At 35.1% G+C, this 15,769-nt stretch carries 15 protein-coding genes; 13 read left to right on the forward strand and 2 right to left on the reverse strand.

Going from position 1 to position 15,769, the window contains the following annotated elements:
- Window positions 1–10 precede the first annotated feature (10 nt).
- The 3 genes from ureG to D1953_RS10230 all read left to right on the forward strand — a co-directional run bounded on the left by ureG (window position 11) and on the right by D1953_RS10230 (window position 3,178).
- On the forward strand, window positions 11–628 hold the full coding sequence (gene ureG / locus D1953_RS10220) for an urease accessory protein UreG (protein WP_119117184.1): 618 nt from the start codon (window positions 11–13) through the stop codon (window positions 626–628).
- Window positions 625–1,440, forward strand: coding sequence for an urease accessory protein UreD (locus tag D1953_RS10225; RefSeq protein ID WP_119117075.1), 816 nt, complete (start codon window positions 625–627; stop codon window positions 1,438–1,440). Before ureG ends, D1953_RS10225 begins: the two co-directional genes overlap by 4 nt.
- Window positions 1,441–1,663: 223 nt before the next feature.
- The gene (locus tag D1953_RS10230; protein WP_119117076.1) at window positions 1,664–3,178 is read left to right on the forward strand and encodes a coproporphyrinogen III oxidase; all 1,515 of its coding nucleotides are present in this window, start codon (window positions 1,664–1,666) and stop codon (window positions 3,176–3,178) included.
- 426 nt (window positions 3,179–3,604) lie between these two features.
- Here the strand turns inward: D1953_RS10230 and D1953_RS10235 are convergent, their stop codons facing one another.
- Window positions 3,605–4,177: a copper resistance CopC family protein gene (locus D1953_RS10235; RefSeq protein WP_182480569.1), complete on the reverse strand. Its 573-nt coding sequence runs from the start codon at window positions 4,175–4,177 to the stop codon at window positions 3,605–3,607.
- A 277-nt stretch (window positions 4,178–4,454) separates the two neighbouring features.
- Here D1953_RS10235 and D1953_RS10240 point away from each other — a divergent pair, with 277 nt between their 5' ends.
- The 10 genes from D1953_RS10240 to D1953_RS10290 all read left to right on the forward strand — a co-directional run bounded on the left by D1953_RS10240 (window position 4,455) and on the right by D1953_RS10290 (window position 15,480).
- On the forward strand, window positions 4,455–5,546 hold the full coding sequence (locus D1953_RS10240; protein ID WP_119117078.1) for a copper resistance D family protein: 1,092 nt from the start codon (window positions 4,455–4,457) through the stop codon (window positions 5,544–5,546).
- A 729-nt stretch (window positions 5,547–6,275) separates the two neighbouring features.
- Window positions 6,276–6,764, forward strand: coding sequence for a hypothetical protein (locus D1953_RS10250; protein WP_119117080.1), 489 nt, complete (start codon window positions 6,276–6,278; stop codon window positions 6,762–6,764).
- A 205-nt stretch (window positions 6,765–6,969) separates the two neighbouring features.
- Entirely contained in the window at window positions 6,970–7,812 is an 843-nt protein-coding gene (locus tag D1953_RS10255) for a hypothetical protein (protein ID WP_119117081.1), read from the forward strand.
- 327 nt (window positions 7,813–8,139) lie between these two features.
- On the forward strand, window positions 8,140–8,577 hold the full coding sequence (locus D1953_RS10260; RefSeq protein ID WP_119117082.1) for a VOC family protein: 438 nt from the start codon (window positions 8,140–8,142) through the stop codon (window positions 8,575–8,577).
- A gap of 328 nt (window positions 8,578–8,905) precedes the next feature.
- Window positions 8,906–9,445: a VanZ family protein gene (locus D1953_RS10265; RefSeq protein WP_119117083.1), complete on the forward strand. Its 540-nt coding sequence runs from the start codon at window positions 8,906–8,908 to the stop codon at window positions 9,443–9,445.
- Between the two features lie 172 nt (window positions 9,446–9,617).
- A complete protein-coding gene (locus D1953_RS10270) occupies window positions 9,618–10,058 on the forward strand; it encodes an SRPBCC family protein (protein WP_119117084.1) in 441 nt (146 codons plus the stop codon).
- Window positions 10,059–10,597: 539 nt separating this feature from the next.
- Window positions 10,598–11,791 carry a nucleoside transporter C-terminal domain-containing protein gene (locus D1953_RS10275; RefSeq protein WP_119117085.1) on the forward strand — a complete coding sequence of 398 codons (1,194 nt, stop codon included), beginning with the start codon at window positions 10,598–10,600 and terminating at the stop codon, window positions 11,789–11,791.
- A gap of 240 nt (window positions 11,792–12,031) precedes the next feature.
- Window positions 12,032–12,697, forward strand: coding sequence for an HAD family hydrolase (locus D1953_RS10280; RefSeq protein WP_119117086.1), 666 nt, complete (start codon window positions 12,032–12,034; stop codon window positions 12,695–12,697).
- Window positions 12,698–12,987: 290 nt separating this feature from the next.
- Window positions 12,988–14,604: a long-chain fatty acid--CoA ligase gene (locus D1953_RS10285; RefSeq protein ID WP_182480574.1), complete on the forward strand. Its 1,617-nt coding sequence runs from the start codon at window positions 12,988–12,990 to the stop codon at window positions 14,602–14,604.
- A gap of 78 nt (window positions 14,605–14,682) precedes the next feature.
- Window positions 14,683–15,480 carry an enoyl-CoA hydratase gene (locus D1953_RS10290; protein WP_119117088.1) on the forward strand — a complete coding sequence of 266 codons (798 nt, stop codon included), beginning with the start codon at window positions 14,683–14,685 and terminating at the stop codon, window positions 15,478–15,480.
- A 45-nt stretch (window positions 15,481–15,525) separates the two neighbouring features.
- Here the strand turns inward: D1953_RS10290 and D1953_RS10295 are convergent, their stop codons facing one another.
- Entirely contained in the window at window positions 15,526–15,714 is a 189-nt protein-coding gene (locus tag D1953_RS10295) for a YhzD family protein (protein WP_119117089.1), read from the reverse strand.
- Window positions 15,715–15,769 lie beyond the last annotated feature (55 nt).

The following is a 15,769-nucleotide window of genomic DNA, read 5'->3' on the forward strand; positions in this document are numbered from 1 at the left end:
CCCATAGTTGATGAAAGATGTTATTAAAATTGGTGTAGGTGGTCCGGTTGGAGCTGGAAAAACAATGCTTGTAGAAAAATTAACGAGAGCGATGGCGAATGATTTTAGTATGGGCGTTGTAACAAATGATATTTACACAAAGGAGGATGCACTCTTTTTAATGAGAAACGGGGTGCTTCCTGAAACGAGAATCATTGGAGTAGAGACAGGAGGTTGTCCACATACAGCCATTCGAGAAGATGCTTCCATGAATTTTGCAGCCATTGATGAATTGATGGAATATCACCCTGATTTGGATCTTATTTTTGTCGAGAGCGGCGGTGATAATTTAGCAGCTACATTTAGTCCAGAGCTTGTTGATTTTTCAATTTATATCATCGATGTGGCGCAAGGAGAGAAAATCCCGCGTAAGGGCGGACAAGGTATGATTAAATCCGATCTTTTTATTATTAATAAAACAGATTTGGCTCCTTATGTTGGTGCAAGCTTAGAAATCATGGAGCGAGATACGTTAATGACTCGTGGAGATAAGCCGTTCTTCTTTACTAATTTAAAAGATGAACAAGGTTTAGATGATGTGGTGAATTGGATTAAATCAGAGGTTTTCTTAATAGGTTTAGAGCAATGAATTGGACGGGACAATTGCATTTAACGGCTTCATTAAAAAATGGGAAGACCATTTTATGTGATAGCTATTATGAAGGGGCGTTTAAATTATCTCGTCCCGTTTTTTTAGAAGAGGACTCCCCAACTTATTTTTTGATTCATGTCGGCGGCGGCTATGTAGGCGGGGATCGGTACAATCAATGCTTTCATTTAGAAGAAGGGGCTGTGCTAACATTAACGACCCAGTCAGCGACGAAAGTCTATAAAACGACAGCGTTACCTGCTAAGCAGCAAACAACGATTTTTCTTGAAAAAGGTAGTTTTCTAACGTATTTACAAGATCCTGTTATTGCTTATGAACAGGCAAAGTATATACAAGAAACGACCATTGAAATGGAAGCAGGCTCTAGCTTATTACTAACAGATATGTACACTTCAGGCTGGTCAGCGACGCAACAGAGCTTTACCTATGATTGGATTCACTCCGATATGACAGTCATTTATGATCGAAGAAAAATAGTAATCGATCGCCTCTTATTACAACCTAAGGATCAGCTAGATTCCATCCTCTTATTAGAAGGTTATACCCATTTTGGTTCTCTGCTTTTTATTCATGAAAAGTTGAATGATGCTGCTTTTCATGAATTAGTAGAGGCACTACATATATTTGAAAATGAGGCAAGAATCGGCCTCTCCCGCTTACCGGTTGCCGGTCTGCTTTTACGGGTTTTGGCCAATCAAACCCAAATAATCGAGCGGATTTTTGCGATTTGTGAAACGATTTTACGAAGCGAAGTGTTGCAAAAAGAAGCTGTTTTTTACCGGAAATATTGAGTTGGTAGAGTGTGAGAACAGTTATATAGATTATTTTAGTTCTTCCCAGTTTCTCCTCTGTTGACCGTGTTATCTCGATTAGGTACACTTATCATGGATATTTATTAGAAAAAACACGACTTATTGCTCTTAATGGTGAAAGTCGCTGTTTTTTTCTTATGCTTTAATCCTTTAAACAAGGTAAACTTTCTTAAAGGATAAAAAAATTAGATAGGTGATTAATTTGCAAATTGCGATACATGGTATTACAGATGAGCGGTTTCGACGACCGCTTCAAAATATAGCTAATTTATTTTTTGAAGAAACAACCATTCAGTTTGGGGAAGAAGAAGCTGCGGAGCTCGTTGTTCATTTAGAGTGGCATGTTACAGAGCAAATTACTGTTTCTGCAGTACTGATAGAGCAATCAACAAACAAACGCTTTGAAGCAGCACATGAAGAGGTGCTTATATTACCTGCTACAGAAAAAGAACAATTCATGCAAGTGAAGCGTGCGGTGTCACATGCTTATTTACAAGTGCTGCAACAGCTTACGGGTACGATTCAAAAGTGGGGCATTTTAACAGGAATTCGTCCGACAAAGCTGCTTCATAAAAAGCTTCAGCAAGGGTTATCTATGGAAGAAGCGCATGCGGAGTTAAAGGAAGATTATTTAATTTCGGATGAGAAAATTGACTTAATGCAAAAAATTATCGAACGTCAATTAGCGGCTGTCCCAGATTTGTATGATTTAAGAAGAGAAGTGAGTATTTATATTGGGATTCCGTTTTGTCCAACGAAATGTGCGTATTGTACATTTCCTGCTTATGCGATTAATGGACGTCAAGGTTCAGTTAATTCTTTCCTTGGCGGTCTTCATTATGAAATACGAGAAATGGGCCGTTATTTAAAGGAAAAAGGCATTAAGATTACGACGATCTATTATGGCGGCGGTACACCGACAAGTATTACAGCTGAAGAAATGGATATGTTGTATGAAGAAATGTACGCTTCCTTCCCTGATGTTGCCAATGTTCGTGAAGTTACGGTTGAAGCGGGAAGACCAGACACGATTACACCTGAGAAGCTGGAAGTGTTGAAGAAATGGAATATCGACCGAATTAGTGTCAATCCGCAATCGTACATTCAAGAAACATTGAAAGCGATTGGCCGGCACCATACTGTGCAAGAAACGATTGATAAATTCCACTTATCACGCAGCATGGGGATGAATAACATTAATATGGATTTAATTATCGGTCTCCCTGGTGAAGAATTACCGGAGTTTGAAACAACGCTGGCTGAAACAGAAAAATTGATGCCGGAATCCTTGACCGTTCATACACTTTCTTTTAAACGTGCTTCAGAAATGACGAAGAATAAACAAAAATATAAAGTCGCATCTCGTGATGAAGTAGAAAGAATGATGCATGCAGCAGAAAAGTGGACAGCTGATCATGGATATGTTCCTTATTATTTATATCGTCAGAAAAACATCCTCGGTAATTTAGAAAATGTCGGCTACTCATTGCCAGGTCAGGAAAGCATTTATAACATTATGATTATGGAAGAGCAGCAAACGATTCTTGGCCTTGGCTGCGGTGCGGCGAGCAAATTTATTGACCCAGTGACAGGGAAAATTACTCACTTTGCAAATCCGAAAGATCCAAAATCGTACAATGATCATTTCGAACATTATACACAAAAGAAAATTGAAATGTTGGAAGAGTTATTGGATAATGAGAAATCCCAAGCTTAATGCTTGGGGTTTTTTGTGCTTTAAGAAGTTTGGTTTCTTTAAAGGATCAAAGAGGAAATTCGAGGGCCTTCAGGTCATACCTTTAGGTACATCGATTTTCTCCATAAGAGAGATAAGTCGTGTTTTTGCTGATTTAAAATAAAGTTTGATAAAAAGATCTATTTTGTAGAGTATTCTTTGTTCAACAATCGGAGGTTAATTTAATAAGAATAAATATGCGGTATAATGTTTGACCAAACGTGGTTATGGGCAAAACAACTTCAAACAATTCCTCAGGCTAGATTAACCCATCCAAAAGATGCTTTGTTCCATCAACAACTCAAGAATGCTTTCCATTAATTCTAAGAAAATAAGAAAAACTGATAATCCCTGATTTCAGGAATTATCAGTTTTCACTAAATATTTACTTGAAGTTTAGATTTACAACTATTTTTTTCTGCGTAATCCGAAGAATGCACCAATAATTACCATGATCAGAACAATGATTATTGTAGGTATCAAATAAGATGGTAATTGACTTTCTTTTGTTTCTTCTGTTTCCTCAGAGGCTAGTTGTTCATCAGTTTGCTCATGTTCGTGTTCGTTAATAGCTTCCTCTTGCATTGATTGCTCTGTTTCATTTGAAGGTTCAGCTGGTGTTTCGGAGCCTGAAATATTTACAGTAAACGAAAACTCTCCTTCAATTGGGTGTCCATCAGCCCCGATAATGTTCCAATTTACAAGATATTCTCCATTTTCCAAAGGGTTTGCAAGGTTACCTGTCATTTTTCCTTTGTCTATGGAAATATTTTCAATAGGAATAGATTGACCTTGAGTATTACTTAACTCGAACTTACTACCTTGTTCTATTTTCCCCTCAAAATTTAATGTGATTTCACGAAGCTCTTCTGTAACAACTTGTCCATCCTTGGGAGAAGAACTACCTAAATGAGTATGTGCAAAAGCGTTTGTTGAAATAGCAAATATAAATATAAATGTTGCAAGAAGTATTTTCTTCACTTTAATATCCTCCTAAAATAAATACTAATCATAAAAAATAAGTATAAAGAATTTGTTGTTTCTAGGCACGAAATTAGTTTACTAAATAAATGTGAAAAAAATGTGAAATAAGAATGAACTATATGAAAAAATAAACTGCAGCTTTTTTGAAATAATTGTTTCTTTGGAGTATTACTTTTTCCTTTGATACAATAAAGTCTGTTAATACTATTTGGAGGTATTTACTTATAAAAGTTGTTGTAAATTTCTTATTAAATGTGAAAGGAAGAAATAAAAGTTGCTTTTTGTAGAAACCATTAGTCAGGCTTTATTATATTTATGCTTTGCTCTTCTTTTAGGAAGTTTTCTCCTTTGTCTAGTATCAAATACTTATCGGCCAAATATTAGTGTACCAAAGAGTGCTTTAATGATAGCCACAGGTGGAATAGCTATCTTCTCGTTTTTTCCCGTTTTGCAATTGATTTTATATCTATCTCCTAGTATTGGATTTGCCCAAACATTGCATTCAGTTCTTTTAACGTTTGAAGTGGGAAAAGCGTGGCTTTTCACTTGCATTCTATCAATCATATTGTTTGTTTTTTTCATTTGGTTTGATTATTGGAAAAGAGCTTTATATGCTTACATTGGAATTGCCTTCACATTCATTTTGATTCTTGCATTAGGTTGGTCTAGTCACGCCAGTTCCTATGATCAGGTATGGGGCTTTTTCAGTCACTCAGCACATTTTACTGCTGTTAGTGTTTGGGTAGGAATTCTTTTTGTGATTAGTTGGTTTTCAAAAGATTATTCAAATTGGTCAAATTTTTTAAAATGGTTTACACCCGTTGCGATTGTTTGCTTTGTGACTACCATTATAACAGGACTTGTTCTTATGTCCTTTGTGGTCGAGTTTGAAGATTACCCTAATTCTTGGATGCTTCCTTATGGGCAAGCCTTATTGATAAAACACCTGTTGATTATTCCTTTACTGGCATATGCAATGATTAATAGTATTTTTATTAAGAAGAAATTAATAACTGATATAAACTTTAATCCAAGACCTTGGGCAAGAATAGAAAGTATCATCATTCTTCTTATTTTTTCAGCAACAGCAGCATTAGGACAACAATCACCGCCACACGAAACTACTGTAACAAGTGAAGAGGTTTCTAAATTATTTATGATGTTTTATCAAGGTCAGTTTCATCCGGAAATGACTATTCAACTTGAATTTACGCCACCTAGTATTTCTTTTACAATTTTAGGAGTTCTATTCTTTGCGTTAATGATTATGTCATTTATCAGAAAAACGCCTGCAATAGTATCATTTTTGATGAGTGTTATATTAGTATTTTGTCTTTACTTATCATTAATTCTCAGTATTAATTGAATCTAAATTCCTTTAATATGATAGCATTCTTTTGTTTCTAAGCATTATTATTAAATATTACTTAGTACCTTACGATTCTGAAGGTAGCCAATTAAGCGAATTCTATTCCAATAAATTGATCATTAATTCAAGTAAAAGATCAACTTTCTTCTTCAAGGAGTGCTTTACTTCAAACAACGGAGTAAGGCATTTTTTATTAGTAACGGGAGAATAGTCAAAGAATTATGCTAAAGTGTAGAAATAAGATACTAAAATAAATAACTTGGAGTTAGTGTAATGAGAATGCCTATCTTACTATTGATTAATTTACTTCTGGTGATGGTTACTGTTTTATTTTATCAAACGTTGTTTCAATTAATTATCCCATTTCTATTACTAATAATTAATTACCAAATGGCTTTAAGAAAAGATAAATCCTATTTCATCTCTAATTTTTTTCTTGTTCTGATTGGTAGCGTTATAGGAGAGGTTCTTAATGGAGGTCTTCGAAGCCCTGATTATGAAACCTATGCTATTGCTATGTTCGTTTTAAAATTCGACATAATTGTAAGCGTAATTGGAAGTTTATTATGTTCTACTATTTTAATAGTAAAATATCGCAAAAAACACACGTTTTAGTCCACTAACGGGGGCTTATGTTTAAGATCTAGCTGCTATCGAAGGCAGCTTTTCTTCGTGTGCTGAACGAGCAGGATAGTGCAAGAAGATAATGTAAAAGGATGGGAGAAAATGAAAAAGAAAATTTGGATGTCAGTTTTATTTTTAGCAATAATAATTGGAGGTGTTTATTTATTTATAAAATTCAATTCACCATTGGAAATTGGTACACTTGCATCAAGTGAAGATAATAAATCCGTTGTTGTTGGTGTCGGTAATAAAGGTTTTCGTGAAATAAAAATATTAGATGTCACGGTGAATAATGGTGAAAAACCTATGAAAACAAGGTTACAAGTTAGTAATGCATTACAAGGTTTTATTATAACGAATGATGATACCGATGAAAAAGCAAAAAAATTTGGCTTTACAGATATGGGCAAGGTAGCGATAAAAATAGGAAGTTCGCCATCTTCTAACTTTGAAAAATTAGATAATGGGACGGCTACAAAAAATGATGAAATTTATGGGATTAGTGTTTTTCACAACGAAGAGGTAAATAAGGTTCATATAAAATATAATTATCTCGGCATTCCTTTTAATGAAACTGTGATAATTAACTAACGGAGTGCTTTAACACAACAAGGAAATCGTCTATATGGCGGTCCTTTTTGACTGAAGGGCAGAATACTTTAATAGGAAGTTCACAAAGAAGTCTAATATTTAATGTAAAGTATAATTATTAAGAGGTTAGTTTAAGAAGAAACAAAATTCATTAAGGTTTTGTTTTACAATTTTATGGAAGCTAAATAATTAAAGGATGTATAACATGAATAATTTGAAAGGTATCGTATCCTATTTTCTTATGTTTCCTGCTATCTTTATAGGGACTCTTACAATGGTGTCATATGGTGTGCCTTCGAGTATTTGGATTCAAAACATAATAATTTGGATATTAGGAACCGTTTTGGGTTCTGTTTTTATAATTAGGAACAGGGAAAAGCATTTAATTAATGGTAATAGTAGTCATACCATTATTATTGTAGTTTTATTAGTTTTGCCTTTTTTCTTTAATGATTTAGATGGTATTCATCGATGGTTAATCTTTGGACCAATTAATATATACATAGCCAGTGTTATTTTACCTTTATTAATTATTCATTTATGGAAATTAGCATTAAACAATCGTGAACATTATGTATTCGGATTAACATTAATTACATTAGTAATATTGCTGTTTCATCCAGATGCAGGTCAATTAACCGCATTTGCATGTGCCACTGCAATCATTTTCTGGAAAAAGATTAGTAATAGGATTATAAAGTTACTATATATCACACTTACAGTAGCCGTTGTTACCGTATCATGGGTTTTTCTCGATGATTTAGAACCAGTTCCTTATGTAGAAGATATAATCTTTTTAGTCGCAGACTTGGGGAATGTTTGGTTCATTATGGGCATTTTATCTCTTGTATTATTATTAAGTCCATACTTTTTTTACGGTAAAAAAAGTATTGTTTCTTTATCATTAGGAGTTTACTTCCTAATCACGATGATTGTAACGTTAATTGGTAATTTCCCAATGCCAATCATGGGATATGGGATATCACCTGTTATCGGTTACTTAATTTCTATTACTTGGTTTAATAAAAATAAAGAAAGTTTTGGTTAGAGCGTTATTCAATTAAGGGGCGCATTACTGGAACAAGGTAATGCTTTTTTCTTATTCAAGTAACGGGAGTTTAGTTTAACAAGAACAACTGATAAAATAACAACAAATCAAATTTAAAAAGATGTTGTTATATTTGGCACAATTGAGAATGTATAAAATTTCTTTGTGTCCAATATTTGCTTTAATGTTTACTGGTGAAATAATGTTTTTTCATTTTGTTCTATGGGATTAAAAGACATTTTCTCAAATTTAAGCGAATTAGAATTTCAAACGAGCCTTACATGAATACAGGTATTAAAAATAAAAGGAACATAGGGGGGATGAGATATGAAGATCAATAGAATAGATCATGTGAGTATAAACGTAAATGATCTTTCAGCGGCTAAAGCGTTTTTTCTTGATTTAGGACTTGAAGTGCAAGCGGAATGGGAATTGGATGGAGAACAGTTGGACAGAATAGTTGGACTTAATGATGTTAAAACGGCATGTGTAGGATTGGGGATGCCAGATGGTCAGGCATGGATAGAGTTAGTCAAATTTTATTCGCCCTTAGATGAAAAAGATCTTCAGCAACCTTTTGCAAATACGCTGGGTATCCGACATATTTGCTTTGCTGTTGAAGATATTGAAGCTATTGTTGCAAAATTGAAAAAGAAAGGCACGGAAATCTTTAGTGAGATACAGCAATATGGAGAAAGTTATAAGTTATGCTACGTTCGTGGTCCAGAGGGAATTATTTTAGAGTTGGCGGAGAAAATCAGATAAATATTGAATGGAACTTTAAATGACTTAAATCTCCGACGTTAAAGATTTCTTCTTAAACAATCGGATGCTTTAGCGAAAGAAAAAATAATGGATCTTATGATTAAGATCATATTTAGTTATTTCAGAAAAGAGCGTATTTCCAGAATGAAAAATGCGCTCTTTCTCTATGTAAAGGGCCAGATAGTTTTAGGGTTAATTGTCCGTATATAAACAGATTAGGGGTATTCACAGATAATATCCCAAGCTATAATTTGTTATTTAAGAAACCTGAGATTCAATTGTAAAGTAGGATAAAAGCTTAGATTGTAAATAGGAATTGAGGATTGATATGGAAAAATCAAAAAATAATCAAAATAAAATAACGGCTGGCTTGTTGGGCGTATATTCATTTGTATTAACGTGGATTATACTCTTTAAAATGCAATTTTCATTTCAAGACTTGCGTCATTTCACGGATTTTAGGGGAATCAACTTAATCCCTTTTGCTGGTTCAGTTATTAAAAACAATCAAATAGATATTGGTGAAATAATCTATAACGTACTTGCATTTATCCCATTTGGAATTTATATCAGTATGCTAAAACCAAGTTGGTCTTTCTTGAAAAAGATTGTACCAATAGCGGGAGTTAGTTTGTTATTTGAAGTATTGCAATTTATCTTTGCTATAGGAGGCAGCGATATAACTGATCTTATGGGAAATACATTAGGTGGAATTATTGGGGTTGGAGTTTATGTTGTATTTTGTAAGCTGTTTAGTACAAAAGCAAATAAAATCTTTAATGTTTTAGCTTCAATCGGAACAATATGCATTTTTGCATTAGTGTTGTTATTAATTATTGGTGTTATTAGGTACGGGAATTATAGCTAATAGATGAATTGAAACATCGGACATTATTAACGGAACGTGGAGCGACACTGATTGTAAATTGAAAGAAGGAAAGTTATGTATAATTAATGATGTAAGTTTATGCTTTTTATGCAATAATTATTTTGTAGAAATGTAAAGTTACAATTCATACATAGTGAAGGTGGGAATCATAATGGCAACGGGAACGCACACTGTAGTAGTTCCAGTAGATGTACAAGCAGTTTGGGATTATGTCAGTGATCTCGAAAAATGGGCAACGACAGTACCAGCCTATAAAGAACATAAAATCATAAATGACAAGCAATCTATTTGGACATTTGAAGGCAGTGTCAAAGGTATTAAAAAAACAATACAAGCACAGGTAGATGTTACTGAATGGAATGAACCGTCAAATATTAAGTTTGAACTAAAAGGTTTATCAGATAATTTTACAGGAAGCGGTCACTTTACTGCAGAAGATGTTAATGGTGAAACTATAATGACTTGTACGGTAGAAGTCCGTGCAGGCGGATTATCTGGAGCCGTATTAACACCGATCATTAAATGGGCTGTTCCGAAAGTAGCCTCTCGTTTAACAGAATCTATCGCACGTAAAATTGCAGTATTCTCATAGTTTTCAAAGATTGAAAGTCGATTCATTTTGGGGATATGTTATCTGAAGTATAGATGGTAACATTCTGAAGTGACCAATGTAATAATATAGAGTTGTACTAGAAATTTTATAATGAGCGGAAAGGGCGCTATCCTTGGAACAAGGATAAGCGCTCATTTTTCATTTAAGGGCCCTGTAATGGAATAACACTTCAAGTATACAGAGAAGATTGTGAATAAATGTAATTAAGCTAATGGGAGGTCCGTTGAAGAAGGATTTTGATAAATGGGAGAGAGTTTATTAATTCGAGTACACTGGCTATATAGAAAAGATATAACCGTGATTACTGTCATATCATCTAAAAAATAATAGAATGTATTACTGAAAAAAGGGTAACGTTACCCCGTGTAATGTTACCTTTTTTCAACTTTATTAAAGTACTTTGGCTTTTAATTGCTGGTTTATTGATATAATTTCGTTTCTAGGTACATAAAAGATGTAAAAAAACAAACATTAAATTAAGTTGCTTGGAGATGGTAGAGATAAGGAGATGTCAATCATTGTACTTTCTTTTAAATGTAATCGGGATATTTGTGGTAATTGGTTTGGTTTACTTATGTTCTCCTGAAAAACGGGATGTTAAATGGAAAGCTATTTTCCTTTTGTTAATCGCTGAATTGCTTATGACATGGTTCATGCTATCAACTACCATAGGCACGTGGGTCATTAATCAAATTGCATCCTTTTTTACATGGTTAGTTGATTGTGCAAATCAAGGGATCTCGTTTGTATTCCCATCAGCAATGGGAAACGAGCAAATTGATTTCTTTTTTAGTGCCTTAATGCCAATTATATTCATTGTCACTTTCTTTGACATTTTAACCTATTTCGGGATATTGACATGGCTCATCGATAAAGTAGGCTGGCTCATCTCCAAACTATCAGGTCTGCCAAAGCTAGAGAGCTTTTTTTCTATTCAGATGATGTTTCTTGGAAACACTGAAGCGTTGGCGGTTATTCGCCATCAATTAAGTGTATTAAGAGAGCAGCGTCTGCTGACGTTCGGAATTATGAGTATGAGCAGCATCAGCGGTTCAATCATTGGAGCATATTTATCTATGGTGCCTGCTACTTATGTATTTGTTGCTATTCCATTAAATTGTTTGAATGCCTTACTGATAGCAAACATGCTGAACCCGATAAAGGTGAGCAAAGAAGAAGATATTGTTTACGTTCCTGATAAAGCGGAACGAAAGGATTTCTTTTCAACCATTTCAAACAGTATGCTTGTTGGCATAAGAATGGTCATTGTTATCACAGCTATGGTTATTGGATATGTAGCTTTAACAGCGGCTGTAAATGGTATATTAGGAGTATTTGTTCACGGTTTGACCATACAAAAAATATTCTCCATTATCTTTAGCCCGTTTGCATATTTGCTAGGTTTAACTGGAGACGATGCTATGTACGTAGCTCAATTAATGGGAATAAAACTGGCTACAAATGAGTTTGTTGCAATGCTCGACTTAAAAGATCAGATTAGAAGCTTGGCTCCGCATACTATTGCGGTAGCGGTGACTTTTTTAACTTCATTCGCAAATTTCAGTACGGTCGGCATGATTTACGGAACATTTAATTCTATTCTAGATGAACAAAAATCGCATATCATTGGAAGAAATGTATGGAGGATGTTAGTGAGTGGGATGGCTGTCTCCTTGTTAAGTGCTATGGTAGTCGGATTATTCATTTGGTAGTCACTAATTAAGTAGCCAAACGAAAACAAATTAACAGAAGGTGCATCAGTAAAATGAGCCACTTTGAAGCGAAATAAATTAAATTTGTATTTCTTAAATGTATTGTGCTTCTTCAACTAACGGACGCGTTCCTTTAAGAACGGGCTGCAAAAATGCAGCCTTTTTTATGTGTTCCCGGCATGGCGACTATATTTTATATGGTAAAATGAGGAGTCATTAGATGTAGAAGGGAATCTTAATATGAAAAAATACCAAGTAATTTTATTTGATTTAGATGGAACTCTTTCAGACCCAAAAATAGGTATCACTAAATCTGTTCAATATGCGCTACAGAAAATGGGTATTGATGAGCCTGATATTGATAAACTTGAATGTTTTATTGGTCCGCCCCTTAAAGTTTCATTTGCTGAATATTACGATTTTAATGAGGAAAATGCACAAAGGGCAATTGATTATTACAGGGAACGATTCAAAGATAAGGGGATGTTTGAGAATAAGCTATATTCCAATATTCCTTTACTATTAAAATCATTAAAAGAGCAACAATATACTTTAGTTGTTGCAACTTCAAAGCCTACTGTATTTTCTGAACAAATACTTAAGTATTTTAATATTGACCAATATTTTGATCTTGTTGTTGGAAGCAACCTTGATGGAACAAGAACAGAAAAAACAGAAATTATTAAATATATACTTGATAAGTATAATAAGTATAATTTGGATGATTTTATTATGATTGGTGATAGAAAATACGATATGATTGGTGCAAAAAATACGGGTATTGACTCTATTGGAGTAACTTATGGATATGGTTTATTTGAAGAATTAAGTGATTCTCACCCTACACATATTGTTAATAGTGTTGAAGAGATAGAAGGAATTTTAATAGCAAGTAAAGTTGAATAAATGACGACGTGTTATTATTCAGATAAAGGACGCAAGGATCACAGAAATCATCAAACCTTTTTTATAAAAACAAGATATGAATCTACTAGATAAGAATCCATTTTGATTATTCTTTTTCACAATGGATTCTTTTTATTTATCGTAAAAAGTACGAGTTTGTGAGGTGTTTTTAATCAACCTTTATTTTTTTCCTGGAAAATAAAAAAGGCTAAGATATATTAACAGGATTTACTAAAAGGTGAGCGAATACTATAAAATGAAAGCGTTTTCTATAAAAGGAGGAGATTATGATGATGAATACCCCTTTGATTTTAACGCAAATGATTGAAAGAGTGGAGAAATATTTTCCGAAGAAAGAAGTTGTATCGAGAACAGATGGGGGAATTCATACACTTACGTATGCACAAATTGCGGAGCGAACAAGACGATTAGCAAGCAGCTTTGAGAAGCTAGGGATTCAAGAGGGCGACCGGATTGGTACGCTTGCTTGGAATCATCACCGGCATCTTGAAGCTTATTTTGCGATTCCTTGTTATGGTGCTGTATTGCATACGATTAATATTCGATTATCTCCTGAGCATGTGGCTTATATCATCAATCATGCCGAAGATCGGTTATTGCTTCTCGATGCGGATTTGATTCCGCTTATTGAGGCTATTTCTCCACAATTAAAGTCCGTTGAAGGGTATATCATCATGACAGATCAAGCCGAGCTTCCGAAAACTTCTCTTTCTCCTGTGTACCATTATGAAACATTAGTAGCACAAGGGAATCCAAAGCAAGCGTTGAGACAAGACTTAGACGAAAATGCTCCAGCGGGCATGTGTTATACATCGGCCACAACAGGTAATCCGAAAGGTGTCATCTATTCACATCGAGGTATTGTCCTTCACAGTATGGCGCTTGGATTAGTGGATACAGGTGCAGTAAGCGAGCGGGATGTCGCGATGCCGGTCGTTCCAATGTTTCATGCCAATGCGTGGGGCCTTCCTTTTGTTTGCCTGTGGTTTGGGACGAAACAAGTGTTGCCAGGTCCTTATTTTACACCGAAAATTCTGGCTGAGCTTATTCAGTCGGAACAAGTGACGATTTCCGCGGGTGTTCCAACGATTTGGCTCGGATTATTACAAGAGTTAGAGACTGGAAACTATGATACAAGCAGTTTACGTGCTCTGCTATGCGGAGGTGCGGCTGCTCCGAAAAGTTTAATTAAGACGTTTGAACAGAAGTATTCGATTCCGTTTTTACATGCTTACGGAATGACTGAAACAAGCCCTCTTGTTGTCATTGCTAAGCCAAAAAGCTATCAAGATGATTTGTCGGATGAAGAACTGCTGGATTTAAAAGCAAAACAAGGTATTGTCGTTCCGATGATTGATATAAAGGTAGTCGGACAAAACGGTGAAGTGAAGCAGGATGGAAAAGAGATGGGGGAACTGTTGATTCGCGGTCCTTGGATTGCTAGCGAATATTACCGAAATGAAAAAACGGAAGAAGCCTTTAAAGATGGCTGGCTGCATACAGGGGATGTCGTGACAATTGATGAAGAAGGATATGTGAAAATTGTCGATCGTACGAAAGATTTAATTAAAAGCGGGGGAGAGTGGATTTCATCCGTTGATCTAGAAAACGCATTAATGGCGCATGAAGCGATTTTTGAAGCGGCAGTTATTGCTGTACCGCATGAAAAATGGCAGGAACGTCCGCTTGCTTGTGTCGTGCTGAAGGAAGGGTATGTTGGGAAAGTAACACCGGAAGACATTCTTGAATTTTTAACGCCCCAGTTTGCTAAATGGTGGCTGCCGGATGAAGTGATGTTTGTGAAAGATATTCCGAAAACATCCGTCGGCAAGTTTTTAAAACGGGCGTTACGGGAGCAGCTGAAGGATCAATACTTAAAGAAGTGATCACTTGAAATACATTTTATGGAATTTGTGATAAGATAGTCATGTATTATAGTAGATTCATAGAGGAGGCCAAAAGCAATGAATACGGAAGCAACTTCGACGACAAAAACAGTCATTGTTACGATTAAAGAGCGAGTAGCGGTTGTTGCGTTAAATCGTCCAGAATCGTTCAATGCGCTTAATCAAGAATTAGTAAAGGATTTAACAGTTGCTTTGAAAGAAGTAAGCCAGAATGAAGCGGTTGATATTGTTGTGTTAAAAGGAAATGGCCGCGGTTTTTCATCTGGCGGTGATATTAAGATGATGTTAAATTCCACTAATAAAGCAGACTTGGGCGATTTATTGAGTGAAGTAAGCAGCTTGATTCAGACGCTGTATTTCATGCCGAAGCTAACGATTAGTGCCATTCATGGAGCAGCGGCAGGGTTAGGGTTAAGTATGGCTTTAGCGACCGATTATGTCATTGCAGAGGCTAGTAGTAAAATTGCGATGAACTTTATTGGGATTGCGCTTGTTCCGGATGGGGGTGGACATTACTTCCTAGAGCGTCGTCTTGGAGAAGTAGGGGCTAAGCATTTGATTTGGGAAGGGAAAGTGATGAAAGCGCCGGAAGCTTTAGAGAAAAAGGTCATTGATGCAGTAGCAGAAGGGTCTCTTGAAGAAGCGGTAGAGAATAAAGTACAAGCTTGGCTGAACAGCCCGATTCAAGCGATGATTGAGACGAAGAAAATTCTAGCTGAGAAAAATCGCACCTTATTAATGAATGTGCTGGAAAGTGAGAAAATCGCTCAAAGTAAGATGCGGCAAACACAAGATCATCAAGAAGGCATTAAGGCGTTCGTTGAAAAAAGAAAACCGAATTTTATTGGAAAATAAAGAAGCAAAAAGGCCTTCCACATGTAAATGGAACGGCCTTTTTCCTTAGATATGAAATAAAACTAATTTTCCTGCTGATGATGTACAACGATGAGTAAATTCAGAGTAGTTTTTTTCTTTTAATAGTCTTTCGCCAATTTCTTTCGCTTGCTTATCATGTTCCGCTGTAAACGCTTCGTCTAATAGTTTCTCTCCAGAAGGTTCAAATACTGTTAATTTATAAGTTTTGCTCATATGAAACGCCCCTCTTTTATCATTAATTTACATAAAATATAACTATTGTAAAATA

The organism is Peribacillus asahii (genome assembly GCF_003570725.1).
Lineage (GTDB): Bacteria > Bacillota > Bacilli > Bacillales > DSM-1321 > Peribacillus > Peribacillus asahii.

Bases quoted from the DNA above. Each gene is read 5' to 3' on its own strand.
- ureG (WP_119117184.1), top strand. From the start codon at position 11: ATGAAAGATGTTATTAAAATTGGTGTAGGTGGTCCGGTTGGAGCTGGA.
- D1953_RS10225 (WP_119117075.1), top strand. From the start codon at position 625: ATGAATTGGACGGGACAATTGCATTTAACGGCTTCATTAAAAAATGGG.
- D1953_RS10250 (WP_119117080.1), top strand. From the start codon at position 6,276: ATGAAAAAGAAAATTTGGATGTCAGTTTTATTTTTAGCAATAATAATT.
- D1953_RS10255 (WP_119117081.1), top strand. From the start codon at position 6,970: ATGAATAATTTGAAAGGTATCGTATCCTATTTTCTTATGTTTCCTGCT.
- D1953_RS10260 (WP_119117082.1), top strand. From the start codon at position 8,140: ATGAAGATCAATAGAATAGATCATGTGAGTATAAACGTAAATGATCTT.
- D1953_RS10265 (WP_119117083.1), top strand. From the start codon at position 8,906: ATGGAAAAATCAAAAAATAATCAAAATAAAATAACGGCTGGCTTGTTG.
- D1953_RS10270 (WP_119117084.1), top strand. From the start codon at position 9,618: ATGGCAACGGGAACGCACACTGTAGTAGTTCCAGTAGATGTACAAGCA.
- D1953_RS10280 (WP_119117086.1), top strand. From the start codon at position 12,032: ATGAAAAAATACCAAGTAATTTTATTTGATTTAGATGGAACTCTTTCA.
- D1953_RS10285 (WP_182480574.1), top strand. From the start codon at position 12,988: ATGATGAATACCCCTTTGATTTTAACGCAAATGATTGAAAGAGTGGAG.
- D1953_RS10290 (WP_119117088.1), top strand. From the start codon at position 14,683: ATGAATACGGAAGCAACTTCGACGACAAAAACAGTCATTGTTACGATT.
- D1953_RS10295 (WP_119117089.1), bottom strand. From the start codon at position 15,714: ATGAGCAAAACTTATAAATTAACAGTATTTGAACCTTCTGGAGAGAAA.